Origin of the sequence: Pseudomonas sp. R1-18 (assembly GCF_051132095.1) — a bacterium.
Taxonomy (GTDB): Bacteria; Pseudomonadota; Gammaproteobacteria; order Pseudomonadales; family Pseudomonadaceae; genus Aquipseudomonas.
In genome coordinates this window covers 4774371-4791823 of record NZ_CP071658.1, presented here as the reverse complement: position 1 = coordinate 4791823, position 17453 = coordinate 4774371, and the positions used below count along the sequence as shown (strand labels likewise).

Genomic DNA, 17453 nt, shown 5'->3' with positions numbered 1-17453 from the left:
TGTTTCCTGCCTAGCTCGCTTCTGTTTTTGGACGAGCCACTGAACACAGGCGCACGGAGTCAGCGAGAATCTCGATTGCCTTGGGCCTTGGGAAGCTGGCACGCCATGCGATAGCGACCGTACGGAACGGCACCGGCGCGGTCAGCGGGCGTACTTCGATCACGCCAGGAGCGTAATGGTGGCTGTCGACCGCCGACAACGGCAGGATCGATACACCCAGCCCGGAAGCGACCATGTGGCGGATGGTTTCCAGCGAGCTGGATTCCACCGTCGTGTGCTTGGCGCCTTCGCTGCCTTTGGTTAGCGCAGGACAGGCTTCGAGCACCTGATCGCGGAAACAGTGGCCTTCGCCAAGCAGCAACAGGCTCTTGTCGTTCAGAGCCGAAGCGTCGATGGTCTTTTTATGGGTCCATGGGTGGCCGGCGGGCATCAGCACCGAGAACGGCTCGTCGTACAGCGGCAGCGTCAGCACATCGGCTTCGTTGAACGGCAGCGCGATAATCACCGCGTCCAGTTCGCCGTTGCGCAGCTTGTCGCGCAGCACATGGGTGAAGTTTTCCTCGATGTACAACGGCATCTGCGGGGCGACCCGGTGCAGTTGAGGGATCAGATGAGGAAACAGGTAAGGACCGACCGTGTAGATGGCGCCGACCTTGAGGGGCGCGGTCAGTTGATTCTTGCCGGCCTGAGCCAGTTCGCGAATGCCTTGCGCCTGCTCAAGCACCTTCTGGGCCTGGGCAACGATGCCTTCGCCGACAGGCGTCAGACGGACCGCGCTTTTGCTGCGCTCGAAGATCAGAACGCCGAGTTCATCCTCAAGCTTTTTGACGCCCACGGACAAGGTGGGCTGGCTAACGTGGCAGCGCTCAGCGGCGTGGCCGAAATGCTGCTCTTGGGCGAGCGTGACGATGTAGCGCAATTCTGTAAGAGTCATAACGTGCGTCCATGAAGTTGCGGACCCAGCATAGCGGGTGCAATCGATAGACGCACGTTATCAGAAGCACTCTTGAGTAACAAAAGTGTGATTCAGCGTTTATCCAGCGAATAAACGAACGGTGCGAGGATTTCGATGGTGCCATTGTTGAGCGTTTCGGCCGGTGGCTTGGGCAACGGTTGAGCACGACGGATCATTTCCGTAGTGGCTCGGTCCAGAGCCGGACTGCCTGAACTGCTCGCGATCGAGTAGGACAAGACGTTGCCCTGCGCATCGACGACGAACCGCAATCGGGCCACACCCTGCATGCCGCGACGGCGCGCATCTTCCGGATACTTCTTGTACTTGCTCAGGTGCCTGAGCAAATCACTCTGCCAGTTCGGCAGTGCGTTGCTGGGCGGCGACGGCGGAGCGGGTGGCGTCGGTGCTGCAGACTTCTCCGGCTTGGCGGTCGTTGGCGGAGTGTCGACCGGTTTCTCGGCGGCAGGCTCCTCCTTCGGCGGCTCAGGCTTTTTCACAGGCTTGGGCGGCTGTGGTTTCGGCTTGGGCTTCTCGACCTTTTTCGGCACCACGATTTCAGGCTTGGGCGCCTGCGCGACTTCAGGCACCGGGACAACTTCTTCGGGCTCTGGAGGCTGCGGAGGCTGAACAACCTGAGGTGGTGGTGGCGGTGCGGGCTCGGGTAACGGCGCCAGTTCGACCATCATGGCCGCGGGCGGCAGCTCGATAGCCTGTGAGGCCGGCCAGCGAAGTGCGACCACGATCGCAATGGCGTGCACGGCCAGCACCAACAACAGACTACCGCTATAGCGCGTCAGTTTTTGGCGCGTAGTGATCATTTTTTACCAACCGTCTCAAGACCCACCAGACCAACCTTCAGGTAGCCCGCGCTGCGAAGCGAGTTCATGACTTCCATCAGGTCACCGTAATCCACGCCCTTGTCGGCCTGGAAGAAGATCGTGGTGTCCTTCTTGCCCTTGGTCTTGCCGTCCAGCACCTGGCCGATCTGCTCGGGCGCAACCTTCTCTTCCCCCAGATACAGGCTCTTGTCGGTTTTCACGCTGAGAAAGATCGGCTTCTCGGGCCGTGGCTGCGGCGTTGCGGTTGAAGCCGGCAGGTCGACCTTGATATCGACGGTCGCCAGAGGAGCCGCAACCATGAAGATGATCAACAGTACCAACATGACGTCGATGAACGGCGTGACATTGATTTCGTGGTTCTCGGCGAGATCGTCGCCGCCTTCGTTAAGATGCAGGCCCACGTCTTAGCCCACCTTGACCATGTGCGGTTGCTGTTGGTTACGTTCGGTCGGCTCTGGCAGGTGGTCCAGGTCACGGCTGACCAGCAGCAGCACCTGCGCCGACGCATCGGAAACCTGAGCCTTGTAACCGGCGATGGAGCGGGCGAAGACGTTGTAGATCACGACTGCGGGAATCGCTGCAACCAGACCCAGCGCGGTTGCCAGCAAGGCTTCGGCAATGCCGGGAGCGACGACGGCGAGGTTGGTGGTCTGAGTCTTGGCGATGCCGATGAAGCTGTTCATGATGCCCCATACCGTACCGAACAGACCCACGAATGGTGCCGTCGAGCCGATGGTTGCCAGCACGCCGGTGCCACTGCTCATGTTTCGGCCGCAGGCAGCAACCAGGCGCTCAAGACGGAAGCTCACCCGCTCTTTGATACCTTCGCGCTCTCGGCTATTGGCGGACAGGCGCATTTCTTCCAGCGCATCATGGACCAGCAGGTGGGCAAGAGTCCCTTCCGTACTGGCGCTCTGGCTGGCATCGCTCAGCGAGCGGGCCTTTTTGAGGTTGGCGATTTCGGTGCGCAGGCGGCGTTTTGCGCCCAGCAACTCGAAGCCTTTGGCGATCCAGATGGTCCAGGTGATGATCGACGCGATTGCCAGACCGATCATGACGGCTTTGACCACTACGTCGGCGTTCTGGTACATGCCCCAGGGCGACAGATCGTGGGACATGCCCAGGCTGTTGTCTTCCGCTACGGGTTCAATCGCTTCGCCAGGTACAGCTGCGGGCGCCGGCGCCGGCGCTGTCGGGTCGGCGGCAACCGGCGTGGCGGGAGCGCTGACCGCGGGCGGGGTTGCCGGTGCGGCATTGGGAGCTGTCTGATCCGCCAGTGCCACGGGGGTAAGCATCAGGCTCAATACGAGGGCAGCCACACCGCGCCATGCGCGTGGCAGGCTGGATAGCTTGGTTGGCGAAGCGAGTGATTGAATGCGTGTCATGCTGGCCGGACCTGAAAGTGAAAGAATGAGCGTTACGTCGGATTACGCGAAGCGTTCAACGCGTTAGGGACTACAGATAGGCCGGCATTATTGCAAATCGTTCTTGTTAACAAAAGTAATAATGTATCTTTTTTTAAAAGAAATCGCCTGAGTAGGGTGGTTTCGTACATTTTTCGACGGTTTTGCGACCGCCAATTGGAGAGCTGAATGACTTCCCCATCCATTCTGATCGCGGGTTGTGGTGATGTTGGCTCGCGGCTCGCGCAGCGTCTGATGGCTGATGAATGGACCGTTCATGGGCTGCGACGCAATACATCCGGGCTGCCGAAGGGAATTCGGCAGGTTGCAGGCGATCTGTTCGCGCCTGACTTGCCTGAGCAGTGGCCCCGGACAGCGCTCGACTATGTGGTGTATTGCGCGACCCCGCCGCAGCGGGATGAGGCAGGTTATCGGCTGGCCTATGTTGAAGGGCTGCGCCATGTCTTGAGTTGGCTGGCGCAATGCGGCCAGACACCCCGGCGGATTCTCTTCGTGTCCAGCAGCGGCGTGTACGGCCAGAAGAACGGCGAATGGGTCGATGAGACGTCTGCAACTCAACCCGCAACCTTCACCGGCCAGATCATGCTCGAAGCCGAGCAGGTGGCGTTGAGCAGCGACATTCCCGCTACCGCGGTACGTCTGACAGGCATTTATGGTCCTGGTCGCAGCGATTTATCCAACCGGGTGCGCCAAGGCCAGAGCGTGCGCATCGACCCGCCGGTTTACGCCAACCGTATCCATGCCGATGACGCTGCGGGGCTGCTGGCGCATTTGCTCAAGGCCGACGCCCAAGGCGTAACGCTGGATGATTGCTATCTGGGGGTCGACGACGAACCGGCTGCGTTGGCCGATGTGGTGACGTGGCTTCGCGAATATCTGGGCGTAACCGAATGGTCCGACGAGCCGAGCGTACAGCGCGTCGGCAGCAAGCGGTGCAGCAACGCCCGCGCAAGGGCGTTGGGGTGGGAACCGATGTATCCGGATTATCGAGCGGGGTATGCCAGGTTGCTAAGCACCCCCGAACCCCTTTAGAAGCGGGCCGGGCGGTGCTCCCGCAACTGGCTGGCTATTGCTGCTCCAGCAACCAGCGACGCGGGCCTGGACGCAGTTCCGGCATTTCGCCCGGGCCTGCGTTGTTGACGGCCTGGAAAATTTCCAGCTGCTTGTCTTTGCGGGCAAAGATCCAGGGCGCACCTTGCTCGGCCTTTTCCAGCCACATGCTGTCGTATTCGCTGCTCATGGAGGCGCAATCGCCCGCCAGGCAAAGCGCATACCGATCATTTTCGGGCAGCCCCTGAACGCTCCCATCCGGCATGAACTGCACGGTATTGCCCTGGCCGTCGCCGCTGACGATGGTCCATTTGCCGCCCATATAGGCGCCGTACAACGCTTTTTCGAAGCTGGTGCCTGCGGGGGCACCTTCAGGAACGGAAAATTCGGGCTTTTCGAAATGCTGCTCAGGGCCCGACTCACTCGCCGCCTGTACCAGATGGTCGCCTTCAAGGGACAGGTCCTCGAAGAAGTTGGCATAGAAATCAATGTGCAGTTTTCGGTTACCGGCACTGGCGATCTTTCCTTCGACAAACTCAAACCCGTTGGAATAGACGACCTGATTGGTCTTAGTGTCAATCTGCCACTCAAGATTCGGGCCCTTGGCAAGCAAGGCCTGCCGCAGGTTGCCGCCTTCGACTGCGGCGTCGATAGCGGCCTGGTTGATCCAGGTTCCGTCGGGGTTCAGATCGGCGTGGCTGGCACAGCCACCGAGAAGTGCGGCCAACAGCGAAATGGCGAGCGCGGAGCGCATAACAGAGTCCTTCCTTTTGCAAGGTGGCGGAGCATGAGCGCTCCGCCGAGGGGATTTATTCGATAACCAGAATGGCGTCCATCTCGACCTGCGCGCCACGCGGCAGAGCAGCGACGCCGATAGCGGCACGAGCCGGGTATGGCTGCTCGAAGTACTTGCCCATGATCTCGTTGACCTTGGCGAAGTGACCCAGGTCGGTCAGGAAGATGTTCAGTTTGACGATGTCCTTGAACGAACCGCCCGCAGCCTCGGCGACGGACTTCAGGTTTTCGAAGACCTGAACGATCTGGGCTTCGATGCCGTCGACCAGCTCCATGGTTTTCGGATCCAGCGGAATCTGCCCGGACATGTAAACAGTATTACCAGCCTTGATAGCCTGGGAATAAGGGCCGATGGCCGCAGGTGCCTGCTCGCTGGTGATGACGGTCTTGGTCATGAAGAACTCCTGTCCTGATAGTGGGGTTTCCTACGCGCGCATGCGGGTAATGCGGGTCACACCGGTCAGCGCACGCAGTTTCTTGATCACTCTGGCCAGATGCACGCGGTCATGCACGCTGACAACCAGCTGGACTACGCTGATGCGGCCATCGCGCTCGTCCATGCCGATCTTTTCAATGTTGCCGTCAGCCGCGTTGACGCTACTGGCCAGCAAGGCGATCAGGCCACGCTGGTGTTCCAGTTCGACGCGAAGCTCGACGTTGAATTCGCCGGTGACATCCTTGGCCCAGGACAGCTGGATGCATTTTTCCGGGTTGTGGCGGATTTCGCTGATGTTGCGACAGTTGTCCAGGTGAACAACCATGCCCTTGCCCGCGGACAAGTGCCCGACGATCGGATCGCCCGGAATCGGCGTGCAGCACTTGGCGTAGCTGAGCACCAGGCCTTCGGTACCGCGAATGGCCAGCGGACCTTCCGGGCTCGGCAGCTGATCGCCTTCGCCCAGCAGGCGGCGGGCGACCACGTAGGCCATGCGGTTACCCAGCCCGATATCTTCGAGCAGGTCTTCAAGCACTTCCACGCGGTACTCGGCCAGCGCCTGTTGTATGCGCTCAGGCGCAATCTTGTCCAAGTTGGACTCAAAGCCATTCAGCACCTTGTTGAGCAGGCGTTCGCCCAGGCTGATGGATTCGGAGCGACGCTGCAGTTTCAGCGCATGACGGATATGCGTGCGCGCCTTGCCGGTGACTACAAAATTGAGCCAGGCCGGATTCGGACGTGCGCCCGGCGCGCTGACGATCTCGACCGTCGAACCGCTCTGCAAGGGTTCGGACAAAGGCGCAAGTCGGCGATTGATGCGGCACGCGATGCAGCTGTTGCCCACATCGGTGTGAACCGCATAGGCGAAATCCACTGCCGTGGAGCCTTTGGGCAGCTCCATGATCCGCCCTTTAGGCGTGAACACGTAGACCTCATCCGGGAACAGGTCGATCTTGACGCTTTCAATGAACTCCAGCGAGTTGCCGGCGCGCTGCTGCATTTCCAGCACGCCTTTGACCCACTGGCGGGCGCGGGCATGAGTGCCCTTGGGTTGTTCATCGGCGCTGGATTTGTACAGCCAGTGCGCGGCGATCCCGTTGTTGGCCATCTCTTCCATTTCGCGAGTGCGGATCTGGATCTCGATGGGCACGCCGTGCATGCCGAACAGCGTGGTATGTAACGACTGATAGCCGTTGGCCTTAGGGATCGCGATGTAATCCTTGAAGCGGCCGGGCAGCGGCTTGTACAGATTGTGTACAGCGCCCAGCACGCGATAGCAGGTGTCTACCTTGTCGACGACGATACGGAACGCGTAGACGTCCATGATCTCGTTGAAGGCTCGACGCTTGCCGCGCATCTTCTTGTAGATGCCGTAGAGGTGCTTTTGCCGCCCGCTGACGTCGCCTTCGATCTCGTCGACCGCCAGGCAGTGGCTCAGGGACTCTTCGATCTTGTTGACCAGTTCCTTGCGATTGCCCCGGGCACGCTTGACCGCCTGATTGATGCGCGCGGAGCGCATCGGATACATGGCCTTGAAGCCAAGGTCCTCGAACTCGATACGCACGTTATGCATACCCAGCCGATTGGCGATGGGAGCGTAGATCTCAAGGGTTTCCTTGGCGATGCGACGGCGCTTTTCGCCAGACAGAACTTCCAGCGTGCGCATGTTGTGCAGGCGGTCGGCAAGCTTGACCAGGATCACGCGAATGTCGCGCGCCATGGCCATGGCCATTTTCTGGAAGTTTTCAGCCTGGGCTTCGGCCTTGGTCTCGAAGTTCATCTGGGTCAGTTTGCTGACCCCGTCGACCAGTTCGGCCACGGTTTCACCGAACTGCGCACAAAGCGCCTCTTTGGCGATACCGGTGTCTTCGATCACGTCATGCAGCATCGCGGCCATCAGGCTCTGATGATCCATGTGCATGTCGGCTAGGATGTTCGCAACCGCCAACGGGTGCGTAACGTAGGCTTCGCCGCTGCGACGGCGTTGGCCGTCGTGGGCTTGTTCGGCGTAGAAATACGCTCGGCGGACCAGGTTGACCTGTTCCTTGCCGAGGTAGGCCGACAGACGATCGGCGAGGGCGTCTATGCTCGGCAAGGCGCTACCCCCTGCCAATGGCTTGTACCCTGCGCCGTACTACGTCGACCCGGCATAGGCTTAGACGGCCTCGTTGGACTCGTCCTCGAACGCTGCGAACAATGGTTCATCTTCAACGATTTCGGCTTCTGCGATGACTGCGTAATCCATCAGGCCGGCTGCGATTTCACGCAGGGCTACAACGGTAGGCTTGTCGTTTTCCCAGGCCAGCTTGGGCTCTTTGCCGCCGGTGGCGAGTTGGCGCGAACGCTTGGTAGCGAGCATGACCAGCTCGAAGCGGTTATCGACGTGTTCTAGGCAGTCTTCAACGGTCACGCGGGCCATGGGTATTCCTCGTAGCAAATGCGTATGCGCGGTGCCCGGATGGGCGAGCGGACTCGGTAGTTTACTAGCGGACAGCTGCAAGCATCAAGTGTCAAGCCGTCGCGGGCTCATTTATGTCTTGCAGTCTGCCGCCGGAAAACGCTGCGATCAAGCCAGCAATTGCTGGAGAAGTTCGCTGTGCTGTTGCTGCTGATGTGTCTGGGTCAGGCGATTGGCGCGAAAAATGGCTTTCAGGTCTTCCAGCGCGCTGGCGAAATCGTCGTTGACCACGACATAGTCGTATTCAACGTAATGACTCATTTCGCTGACCGCTTCGCGCATCCGCCCCTCAATGATTTCATCACTGTCCTGACCCCGATTGGTCAGGCGCTGACGCAGCGCCTGCTGAGTCGGTGGCAGGATGAATACGGAACGGGCGTCGGGCATCTGTTTGCGAACCTGTTGCGCGCCCTGCCAGTCGATTTCCAGAATCAGGTCATGGCCTTCGTCCAGCGTCTGCTGCAAATAGCTCTGCGAGGTGCCATAGAGGTTGCCGAATACTTCCGCCTGCTCCAGGAAATCACCGTGCTCGACCATGCGCACGAACTCGGCCCGGTCCACGAAGTGATAGTTGATGCCATCCGCTTCTCCCGGACGCATGGCCCGTGTGGTGTGCGAAACCGAGAGGCGAATTTGCGGCTGGGCATCGATCAGCGCCTTGACCAGGCTTGTCTTGCCGGCGCCAGACGGGGCGGAAATGATGTACAGGGTGCCAGTGCTGTGGGTCATGTGAGGTTTAGCCTTACTCAATATTCTGCACTTGTTCACGCATCTGCTCGATCAACACCTTGAGGTTGACGGCCGCTTGCGTGCTGCGTGGGTCGAAGGCCTTGGAGCCCAGTGTGTTCGCTTCGCGGTTGAGTTCCTGCATCAGGAAGTCCAGCCGCCGGCCTGCCTGTCCGCCGGCCTTGAGCACACGACGTACTTCGGTAACGTGCGTGTTCAAACGGTCGAGTTCTTCGGCGACGTCGCTTTTCTGCGCGAGCAGGACCATTTCCTGTTCCAGGCGCTGCGGGTCGAGCTCGGCCTTCATGTCGGCGAAGCGATCCAGAACTTTCTGGCGCTGCGTAGCCAGCATCTGCGGCACGAGGGTGCGCAAGGTAGCGACTTCCTGAGTGATGGACGTCAACCGTTCGTCGAGAAGTGCAGCCAGGTCGGCGCCTTCGCGTCCGCGGCCCTTCTTCAGCTCGGTCAGCGCTTCATCGAACAGGGCCAGTGCTTCGCTGTTCAATGCTTGCGGGTCGCTGGCGTCAGCCACTAGGACGCCGGGCCAGGCGAGCACTTCAAGCGGGTTCAGTGCGGAGGGCTGCTTGATCAGGCTGGCGACTGTTTCGGCTGCCGCAACCAGCTGGCTGGCGCGTTCGCGGTCGACTTGCAAAGGTTTTCCGGCGGTCTCTTCGACGAAGCGGAGCGTGCACTCGACCTTGCCACGAGACAGACCCTGGCGCAGCGCTTCACGGACAGCGCCTTCCAGATCGCGGAACGATTCGGGCAGGCGCAGGTGCGGCTCAAGGTAACGATGGTTGACCGAGCGCAGTTCCCAGCTCAGCGTTCCCTGGGCGCTGGCCCGTTCAACGCGGGCAAAGGCAGTCATGCTGTGCACCATGGGGTATACCTCTTGGTTCGATCCAGGAGCGCGATGGGCTAGGCGGTCGTGGATGTCGTTAAAGCCGGCAGGCTGCAAAGGCGCAGGATTGTAGCGCAGTGCGGCGTTGGCTCCCAATCCGGCGGATCGATTTGCGCTCGCGAGCCAATGACGCGGCTGCAAAACCCCGCGGCAGAGCCTTCCAGAAGGTACGTTTGGGGCGGCGCGACTTTTAGAGATGCCCTGCCAGGGTTGTGACCTCTATAATGGTTGGCAGTTTTCCGTCCCAGTACAGGTATTCCCAGATGAAACGTCCAAGTGGTCGCGCCGCCGATCAGCTCCGCTCGATCCGCATCACCCGCAACTACACCAAACACGCCGAGGGTTCTGTGCTGGTTGAGTTCGGAGACACCAAGGTTATCTGCACCGTCAGCGTTGAAAACGGCGTGCCACGCTTCCTCAAAGGCCAGGGGCAGGGTTGGTTGACCGCCGAATACGGCATGCTGCCGCGCGCTACCGGTGAGCGTAACCAGCGTGAGGCCAGCCGTGGCAAGCAAGGCGGTCGCACTCTGGAGATTCAGCGTCTGATCGGCCGCTCGCTGCGTGCCGCGCTCGACATGTCCAAGCTGGGCGATGTCACGCTGTACGTCGACTGCGATGTGATTCAGGCCGACGGCGGCACTCGCACAGCGTCCATCACAGGGGCGATGGTTGCTCTGGCAGACGCATTGAAAGTCATCAAGAAACGTGGCGGCCTGAAAGGTGGCGATCCGCTCAAGCAGATGATCGCGGCGGTTTCGGTCGGTATGTATCAGGGCGAGCCGGTGCTTGATCTGGACTACCTGGAAGACTCCGCAGCCGAGACCGACCTGAATGTGGTCATGACCAGCGAAGGCGGCTTCATTGAAGTCCAGGGCACAGCCGAAGGTGCGCCGTTCCAGCCTGAAGAGCTGAACGCGATGCTGGCGCTGGCCCAAGCGGGCATGACCGAGTTGTTTGCATTGCAGCGTGCCGCATTGGCCGACTGATAATCCCAGGGAGAAGTACCATGAGTGACAGCCAGCAACCGTTGAACAAACCGGCTCAAAATGCCCGTCAGTGGGCGATGTTCTGTCACTTGTCTGCGTTTTTCGGAGTGATCTTCCCGTTCGGAAACCTGCTGGGTCCGCTGATCCTCTGGCAACTGAAGCGGGAAAATGACCCGTTCATCGACGCGCAGGGCAAGGAAGCACTGAATTTCCAGATCACCGTCTCGATCGCGGCCATGGTCAGCATATTGCTGATGGTGGTCGTCATCGGCTTCCCGCTGTTGCTGCTGGTAGGCGTGGGCGCGTTGGTGCTGACGATCATTGCCGGCATCAAAGCAAACGAAGGGCTGGATTACCGGTATCCGTTCACCTGGCGCTTGTTGAAATAGACGAACCGTCACCCGGTCTGCTGTGGCTTCCCGGCCTTCACGCGGATTCCGTGGGAGCGGACTTGTCCGCGAAGGCGCACTTGCGGCCGATACATCCGCTGTAGATGAACCGGCCTCTTCGCGGACGAGTCCGCTCCTACAAGTTCGGCGCGGATTCTGCGGGAGCGGATTTGTCCGCGAAGGTACACGGGCCGATCAGATAGTCAGCGTCCAGTCGTAGTCCACGATCAGCGGCGCGTGCTGCGAAAAGCGCGGCTGGCGCGGCAAGCGGGCGGTGCGCACGAAGCGGCGCAGGCCAGGCGTCAGGATCTGGTAGTCAAAGCGCCAGCCCAGATTCAGCATCTCGGCCTGCTCACTGTCCGGCCACCAGCTGTACTGATCACCTTCGCGGCTGACTTCACGCAGCGCGTCCACGTAGCCCATGGTGCCGACCAGCTCGTCCATCCAGGCACGCTCCGGCGCCAGAAAGCCAGGCGACTGCTGGCTGTCGCGCCAGTTCTTGATGTCGAGTTTCTGCTGCGCCACATAAAGCGAACCGCAATAGATGTACTCGCGGCGCTTGCGGCGCTGCTTGTCCATGTACTTGCCGAAGTCGTCCATGAGCTTGAATTTCTGATTCAAGTCCTCATCCCCGTTCATTCCCGAAGGGAACAGCAGGGTGGCGATGCTGACTTTGTCGAAATCTGCTTGCAGGTAACGCCCGTAGCGGTCGGCTGTCTCGAAGCCGAGGCCGCTGATTACCGCCTTCGGTTGCAACCGCGAATAAAGCGCCACGCCGCCCTGGGCGGGAACTTCGGCTTCGCAGGCATAGAGGAAGTAGCCATCCAGTTGGAAGGCTGGATCATCCAGTTCAAAGGTGGAGGCGCGGGTGTCCTGTAGGCAGATGACGTCGGCATTCTGAGCTTGCAGCCAGCTGAGCAACCCACGCTCGACCGCAGCTTGAATGCCATTCACGTTCACACTGATGATCCGCATAAATGGCCCCAAAAATCACGTGCGTGTATGATACCCGAGCTCCACCCATTTAGCTAAAGCCGTGGTATTCGGGACTTTTTCATGCAGGCGTATCAACGCGATTTCATTCGTTTTGCCATCGATCGCGGTGTATTGCGCTTCGGTGAGTTCACCCTCAAGTCGGGGCGCACCAGCCCGTATTTCTTCAATGCCGGCCTGTTCAACAGCGGTTCGGCCCTGGCGCAGCTGGGTCGCTTTTATGCGGCGGCCGTGGTCGAAAGCGGCATTTCCTTTGACGTTCTGTTCGGGCCGGCCTACAAAGGCATACCCTTGGCCGCCGCGACGGCCGTGGCTCTGGCCGAGCATCACGGGCAGGATCTGCCATGGTGCTTCAACCGCAAGGAAGCCAAGGCGCATGGCGAAGGCGGCAGCCTGGTCGGCGCACCGCTTACCGGAAACGTGCTGATCATCGACGACGTGATCACTGCCGGCACGGCGATTCGCGAGGTCATGCAGATCATCAAGGGGCAGGACGCGACAGCCGCTGGTGTCTTGATCGCACTCAACCGCCAGGAACGTGGCAACGGCGAGCTCTCGGCCATTCAGGAAGTCGAGCGCGACTTCGCGATCCCTGTGGTGAGCATCGTTTCCTTGAATCAGGTTCTGGAATTCCTTGCAGACGATCCACAGCTCAAGCAGCACCTGCCTGCCGTTGAAGCCTATAGGGCTCAATACGGGATCCAGTGACGCTCACGGTCGTCGGTACATGAACCGGGGCAGGAAGATTCGGAGGCGCGGATGCGTGTGTTGAGTGTTGCTGGCCTTTGTCTGTTTGTGACTGTATCGACTTCCACGGTGGCTCAGGCTGCCGACGCTTCAGGTGTGCGGCTTTATCGCTACATCGATAACCGTGGCGTGACGGTTCTCGATCGTCAGGGTGTGCCGCCCGAGTATGTTGGCAAAGGCTACGAAGTGCTCAACTCGCAGGGGCGGGTGGTGCGGATCGTCCCGCCCGCGCTCACAGCCGAGCAGGCCCGGCAGGCCGAGGCCGAAAAGGCCCAGGCCGACGCTGATGCGCAGTTACTGCATTTGTATAGCAGCCTGGAAGATGTGGACCGCGCCAAGGCCCGCAAGCTGGCTGAGCTGGATGCGTTGATAGGTGTGGCCCAGGGAAATCTGCGAGGGTTTGCCGTGCAGCAACGCAACCTGCAGAGCCAGGCCGCCGATCTGGAGCGCGCCGGTCGCCCGGTGCTCCAGACCCTGATCGACCAGCTCGACGACCTGCGCGACCAGCAGCAGGGCCTGAACCTGCAGATTGAACGCTACCGGGAACTGCGCCGACAGGTTGAGGCTGATTTTGCTCGGGATCGGGCTCGCGTGGCCTTATTGCTCAAGTGACCCAAGTGCTGCGCAGAAGGTCGGCGAAATCGATATTCCGCAGCCGGGCTCTCTGCTCCTCGGAAATGTGATCGTGAGGTACTTCTGGTTCAGGTGGCGTTTGCCCAGGCCCATGCTTGGGAGGCGTTTGTCCCAAGACTGCCGGAACCACCAGCAACCCCCTGAAATGAAGGCCGTAATTCGCGGTGTATCCTAGCTGCGAGGCTGCAACGGCAGTTGTCTGGCCGGCGGTCGCAACCTTTACCGGAACCGTTTCCAAACTCAGATCCTTTGCTGCCTGCAGCCGGTGGCTACCATTTACGATGCTGTAGCTCCGTGAGGTTCTAATGACGTCCAGAGCAGGCAGCGGTACCCCTTCTTCGATAGCTGTCTTTACGCTTGTCAGTCGGTCGGCTTCCAGCGCCGAGCGAGTCGATGTGATCTGGCCGACAGGCACATTGATGATGGCTGAGTCGCTGGCGTCTGCTACAGGCTTCCAGCTGCGAAGTTGACGGTAATTGTAGTACCCGCCCATATTCACCGTCGCGTTGGTGACCAGATCGAAATAGGTTACTTGTCTACTGGTAATCTCATCTGGCGCGACCAGGGTTTTCGTACCGTTTGGACGGGTATAGATACGAACATCTACTCCCTCTTCCAGCAAGGCCAGCACGCCTTCTCGGCGCTGACGACGCAGGCTCTCGCTACTCCCGAAAACCTTGTTCTTCTCGAGAAAGTCATCGAGATCGGTGGCGTTTCTTATCTGATTTCCGGTCGGTGACTTGGCAGAGGGCAAGGTGAAAGTGCGCCTGAACCTGGGTGCGGTTATACGGTTGCGTAAACGGCTGAGTGCCAGTATCCCGCGACTCCCGCCCTTATACAGAAGACGACCTCCCCAGTAGACCGGCATCAGCATCTGAACCGGATTCAACGCTGTCACGTAACTGACAGTCGATGCCTTTATAAACTTGCCGGTCAAGTCCGCCAAGGCGCTCAGCCGAGCGCCAACGGTGATCTGCCCGCCCAGACGTGTCAGTCCTACGACACCGGCTCCCAGACGCACCGCCGGCAGCAAGAGGACTGAAGCTATGTCGAGGGCACAGGTTGAGACCGTTACGGCGAGGTGTTTATTGGTTTTCAGCGCGTTGTAACACCCCAGGCCTGGGACAAGCACTGACCATGCGGCCAGTGCGGTTGGAAAAGCGTCATCGATCTCCTCAACAAAGGTCTTGCCGCGCTGTTGCGAATAGAGTTGGTCTCGATAAAAATACATGTGCTGGTCAGCGATCTTGCTTGAGGTTTGTCGCAAGTTTCTCAGTAATTCTTCAGCCGGCCCGAAAGCGTGAAGCAGCAGCGGGACAAGGTTGGCGGTCTGCCCTGGCAATGGATCTCGCCCGTCGCGGTAGGCTTGCCAATCGACAGTCATGGAGAGACGGGCATCTTTGTTATCTTTCGTCATATCACTGAACGGGAATCCGTTCAGATCGGTGCGGCGTATCATGCATGCTTGTAGGGGAAATACCTCATAGCTCACCGGTTTGCGGCCCGGATAGCTAGGGTCAACGCACTGGATAACGAAGCCCATGCGGCCTCGGAGCAGCTCCCGCTCGTGCGCGGTTTCGTCTTTGGCAGGAAAAGTCTGTTGGTCCCGCAAGGCAAAGACACCCACGGCACTTCGTTTCATAACTTCCCGCTCGGCGGAAGGTAACTGCTCGAAGAGAGTTTGAATCAGAGACTCATATCCAGCTTTGGCATATTCCCAGTGTTTGTCAAAAGCCTCGTCAAACAAAGCGGGGAGGTCGATCCCGCGCAATTTATCCAGGTCGGGAGCAATGAAATAGCCGCCAAAGGTCTTATTTTCAATAGGGTCTGCACTGAAGTCCTCTGTCCCCTTGATCGTGTGGCCAGATGTGAACAGCTCCAGCATATTGAATCTGGTCCGCCCATCGGACTTCCAGTCAACATGTCCGTGGGCAAGGTATTTCAACTTTTTCCCAAGGGTGGTGGGGGTTAACGGCCATTCCGGCTTGTAGTTGCGTAAAAAGTCTGTATCTGCGTAAGCCTCACGCAGTTTTTGCCTCGCCATTTCGAGCCGGTCGGGCATATTTGAAAAAAGCATGTCTACAGCGCGGGCGGCGCTGTTTCGTCGCGCATCGAGCGTTGCTTGGGCGTGGACAAGGTCCGCTTCGCTGTAGTCACCGTCTTCTCGATGCGCGACCTTGCCTTGCATGACTGCCCAGTGCAACGCAGGCCGTATGCAGGCGGCCGCAATGATACTTAGTTCTTCCTCGTCGGTTGTCTGACTCGCTTCAAGAAGTCGGTTTTCCAACTGTTGACGGTCCATCTCTAGCGAAGAGCCGGGCCGTAGTGCTTCGCTCAAGGCTATCGCATGAGTCAGGTTGCTCCACGCCAAGCTGCCGCAATACAGCGTTGACGGCAGATCGTTGCGGGCAAGTTCAGGATACAGCGGCTCGAGCAGGCTTACGGCCAGGCGCGCCTCGTCCGTGGAGCGAAGTCCGTCGGCCGTGCGGGCTTTCGATTTCAGGTGCCTTACCAACTCGCGGCGCAGTTTCTTGCCCGTCATATTCGGTGAGCACAGGTCCAAGCCGGCCATATGCGAGTAACGGCGCTGTCGGGGCGGCTCAAGCTCGAACAAAAGGGCGCACCAGGTCAGCTGGCTGAACAATGCCGGACCGGGCTGGAGTCTATCCGGGTCCAGTGACAGTGCCGAATATAATGCTTGCCCCAAGGCCACTGCGGTTTCCCCGGCGAGTATCTTGTCGCGTTGGTGTCTCAGTCGTTCCGGGCTCCATTTTCCGGTATCGATATCGCCGTACAGAAAATTGAGCAGAGCTCCGGTTGCCAGGTTTGCGCCTTGGGTATCGACATTGTCGCTGCCTGGCTCATTGGTGTCTGAAGCTCCCTGCGAGACGGGGGTGGCTGTGCTCGGTTTCTGGTTTTGGGTCAGGAAAGTCTGCGTTGCGATATTCACGATATCTACGCGCGGAACCATGCTCAGTTCCTCATACATGGAAACCAGATCAAACGGCAGAGGGGAGGTGGTTACAGTGGTTGTCGATGACATGCTTGTCTCTTCATGAATGATGAAGAGATGCACGTTGCACAGAATGGCCTGGCAGGGCCGTCGGCAGGATGCGCGACGTCACGTAGGATGGCTCAGCGCCTGGGGCGGGAATAAAAAAGGCCCCGCCGGAACCGGCAGGGCCTTGGAACTGCTGCCGCAATCAGTGGCGCTTGCGGTTGGTGATCTGCGTGCCTACGCCGCTGTCGGTGAAGATTTCCAGCAGTACGGCATTCGGTACGCGACCGTCGATGATGTGCGAGCTGTGGACGCCGCCCTGTACCGCCTCCAGAGCGCAACGAATCTTGGGCAGCATGCCGCCGTAGATCGTGCCGTCGGCGATCAGGCCGTCGACCTGTTCGGTGGTCAGTCCGGTCAGGACTTCGCCCTGCTTGTTCATCAGGCCGGCGATGTTAGTCAGCAGGATCAGCTTCTCGGCCTTGAGGGCTTCGGCAACCTTGCCCGCCACCAGATCGGCGTTGATGTTGTAGGACTCGCCATCAGGACCGACGCCAATAGGCGCGATGACTGGAATGAAATCACCCTTGACCAGCATGTTCAGCAGATCGGTGTTGACCCCGACCACTTCGCCAACCTGGCCGATGTCGATGATTTCAGGCGTTGTCATTTCCGGAGTCTGACGCGTTGCGATGAGCTTCTTCGCACGAATCAGCTCGGCATCCTTGCCGGTCAGGCCGATAGCGCTGCCACCATGGCGGTTGATCAGGTTGACGATACTTTTGTTGACCTGACCGCCCAGAACCATTTCCACCACGTCCATGGTCTGCGCGTCAGTCACGCGCATGCCATCGATGAAGTGGCTTTCGATGTTCAGGCGAGCAAGCAGATCACCGATCTGGGGCCCCCCGCCATGGACCACTACCGGGTTGATGCCTACCGCCTTCATCAACACGATGTCGCGAGCGAAGCCGGTTTTCAGCTCTTCGCTCTCCATGGCGTTACCGCCGTACTTGATTACCAGCGTCTTGCCGACGAATCGGCGAATGTAAGGCAGCGCTTCGGAAAGAACCTTGGCTACATTAGAGGCGGCATCACGTTCGAGGGTCATTAAGGGCTCCAG

Annotated in this window: 18 protein-coding genes; 5 read left to right on the top strand and 13 right to left on the bottom strand. The window is 59.5% G+C overall.

Features of this window, described 5'->3' with window-relative positions; translation table 11 throughout:
- Nucleotides 1–10: 10 nt before the first annotated feature.
- From J3P77_RS21770 to exbB, 4 genes are all read right to left on the bottom strand, one after another.
- Nucleotides 11–934: a LysR substrate-binding domain-containing protein gene (locus J3P77_RS21770; RefSeq protein ID WP_434678673.1), complete on the bottom strand. Its 924-nt coding sequence runs from the start codon at nucleotides 932–934 to the stop codon at nucleotides 11–13.
- Between the two features lie 92 nt (nucleotides 935–1026).
- Nucleotides 1027–1773, bottom strand: coding sequence for an energy transducer TonB (locus J3P77_RS21765; protein ID WP_434678672.1), 747 nt, complete (start codon nucleotides 1771–1773; stop codon nucleotides 1027–1029).
- Complete coding sequence (gene exbD, locus J3P77_RS21760) at nucleotides 1770–2195, bottom strand: TonB system transport protein ExbD (RefSeq protein ID WP_434678671.1); 426 nt, start codon at nucleotides 2193–2195, stop codon at nucleotides 1770–1772. Before exbD ends, J3P77_RS21765 begins: the two co-directional genes overlap by 4 nt.
- Before the next feature lie 3 nt (nucleotides 2196–2198).
- Nucleotides 2199–3179 carry a tonB-system energizer ExbB gene (gene exbB / locus J3P77_RS21755; protein WP_434678670.1) on the bottom strand — a complete coding sequence of 327 codons (981 nt, stop codon included), beginning with the start codon at nucleotides 3177–3179 and terminating at the stop codon, nucleotides 2199–2201.
- Between the two features lie 207 nt (nucleotides 3180–3386).
- On the opposite strand from exbB, the gene J3P77_RS21750 reads away from it, so the two are divergent.
- Nucleotides 3387–4250, top strand: a complete 864-nt coding sequence (locus tag J3P77_RS21750; RefSeq protein WP_434678668.1) for an SDR family oxidoreductase — start codon at nucleotides 3387–3389, stop codon at nucleotides 4248–4250.
- A 34-nt stretch (nucleotides 4251–4284) separates the two neighbouring features.
- Here J3P77_RS21750 and J3P77_RS21745 read toward each other — a convergent pair whose 3' ends face one another.
- From J3P77_RS21745 to J3P77_RS21720, 6 genes are all read right to left on the bottom strand, one after another.
- Nucleotides 4285–5022 carry a hypothetical protein gene (locus J3P77_RS21745; protein WP_434678667.1) on the bottom strand — a complete coding sequence of 246 codons (738 nt, stop codon included), beginning with the start codon at nucleotides 5020–5022 and terminating at the stop codon, nucleotides 4285–4287.
- Nucleotides 5023–5077: 55 nt separating this feature from the next.
- The gene (locus J3P77_RS21740) at nucleotides 5078–5458 is read right to left on the bottom strand and encodes a RidA family protein (RefSeq protein ID WP_434678666.1); all 381 of its coding nucleotides are present in this window, start codon (nucleotides 5456–5458) and stop codon (nucleotides 5078–5080) included.
- 30 nt (nucleotides 5459–5488) lie between these two features.
- Nucleotides 5489–7594, bottom strand: a complete 2106-nt coding sequence (gene spoT, locus J3P77_RS21735; RefSeq protein WP_434678665.1) for a bifunctional GTP diphosphokinase/guanosine-3',5'-bis pyrophosphate 3'-pyrophosphohydrolase — start codon at nucleotides 7592–7594, stop codon at nucleotides 5489–5491.
- Nucleotides 7595–7654: 60 nt separating this feature from the next.
- Nucleotides 7655–7918, bottom strand: a complete 264-nt coding sequence (gene rpoZ / locus J3P77_RS21730; protein ID WP_004887180.1) for a DNA-directed RNA polymerase subunit omega — start codon at nucleotides 7916–7918, stop codon at nucleotides 7655–7657.
- Between the two features lie 147 nt (nucleotides 7919–8065).
- Complete coding sequence (gene gmk / locus J3P77_RS21725) at nucleotides 8066–8686, bottom strand: guanylate kinase (RefSeq protein WP_434678662.1); 621 nt, start codon at nucleotides 8684–8686, stop codon at nucleotides 8066–8068.
- 13 nt (nucleotides 8687–8699) lie between these two features.
- Entirely contained in the window at nucleotides 8700–9563 is an 864-nt protein-coding gene (locus J3P77_RS21720; RefSeq protein ID WP_434678660.1) for a YicC/YloC family endoribonuclease, read from the bottom strand.
- 284 nt (nucleotides 9564–9847) lie between these two features.
- Here J3P77_RS21720 and rph point away from each other — a divergent pair, with 284 nt between their 5' ends.
- Together rph and J3P77_RS21710 are read left to right on the top strand one after the other, a co-directional pair.
- A complete protein-coding gene (gene rph, locus J3P77_RS21715) occupies nucleotides 9848–10570 on the top strand; it encodes a ribonuclease PH (protein WP_434678658.1) in 723 nt (240 codons plus the stop codon).
- A 20-nt stretch (nucleotides 10571–10590) separates the two neighbouring features.
- Nucleotides 10591–10959, top strand: coding sequence for a DUF4870 domain-containing protein (locus J3P77_RS21710; RefSeq protein ID WP_434678657.1), 369 nt, complete (start codon nucleotides 10591–10593; stop codon nucleotides 10957–10959).
- A gap of 195 nt (nucleotides 10960–11154) precedes the next feature.
- Here the strand turns inward: J3P77_RS21710 and J3P77_RS21705 are convergent, their stop codons facing one another.
- Nucleotides 11155–11934: an exodeoxyribonuclease III gene (locus J3P77_RS21705; protein ID WP_125829653.1), complete on the bottom strand. Its 780-nt coding sequence runs from the start codon at nucleotides 11932–11934 to the stop codon at nucleotides 11155–11157.
- An 81-nt stretch (nucleotides 11935–12015) separates the two neighbouring features.
- Here J3P77_RS21705 and pyrE point away from each other — a divergent pair, with 81 nt between their 5' ends.
- Together pyrE and J3P77_RS21695 are read left to right on the top strand one after the other, a co-directional pair.
- Nucleotides 12016–12660, top strand: coding sequence for an orotate phosphoribosyltransferase (gene pyrE / locus J3P77_RS21700; RefSeq protein ID WP_434678655.1), 645 nt, complete (start codon nucleotides 12016–12018; stop codon nucleotides 12658–12660).
- A 51-nt stretch (nucleotides 12661–12711) separates the two neighbouring features.
- Entirely contained in the window at nucleotides 12712–13311 is a 600-nt protein-coding gene (locus J3P77_RS21695; protein ID WP_434678653.1) for a DUF4124 domain-containing protein, read from the top strand.
- Here J3P77_RS21695 and J3P77_RS21690 read toward each other — a convergent pair.
- Nucleotides 13304–16375 (bottom strand): ParB/RepB/Spo0J family partition protein, encoded by a 3072-nt coding sequence (locus J3P77_RS21690; protein WP_434678651.1) that lies wholly within the window; start codon nucleotides 16373–16375, stop codon nucleotides 13304–13306. The genes J3P77_RS21695 and J3P77_RS21690 overlap by 8 nt on opposite strands.
- Before the next feature lie 160 nt (nucleotides 16376–16535).
- Nucleotides 16536–17441 (bottom strand): acetylglutamate kinase, encoded by a 906-nt coding sequence (gene argB, locus J3P77_RS21685; RefSeq protein WP_434678650.1) that lies wholly within the window; start codon nucleotides 17439–17441, stop codon nucleotides 16536–16538.
- Between the last annotated feature and the right edge of the window lie 12 nt (nucleotides 17442–17453).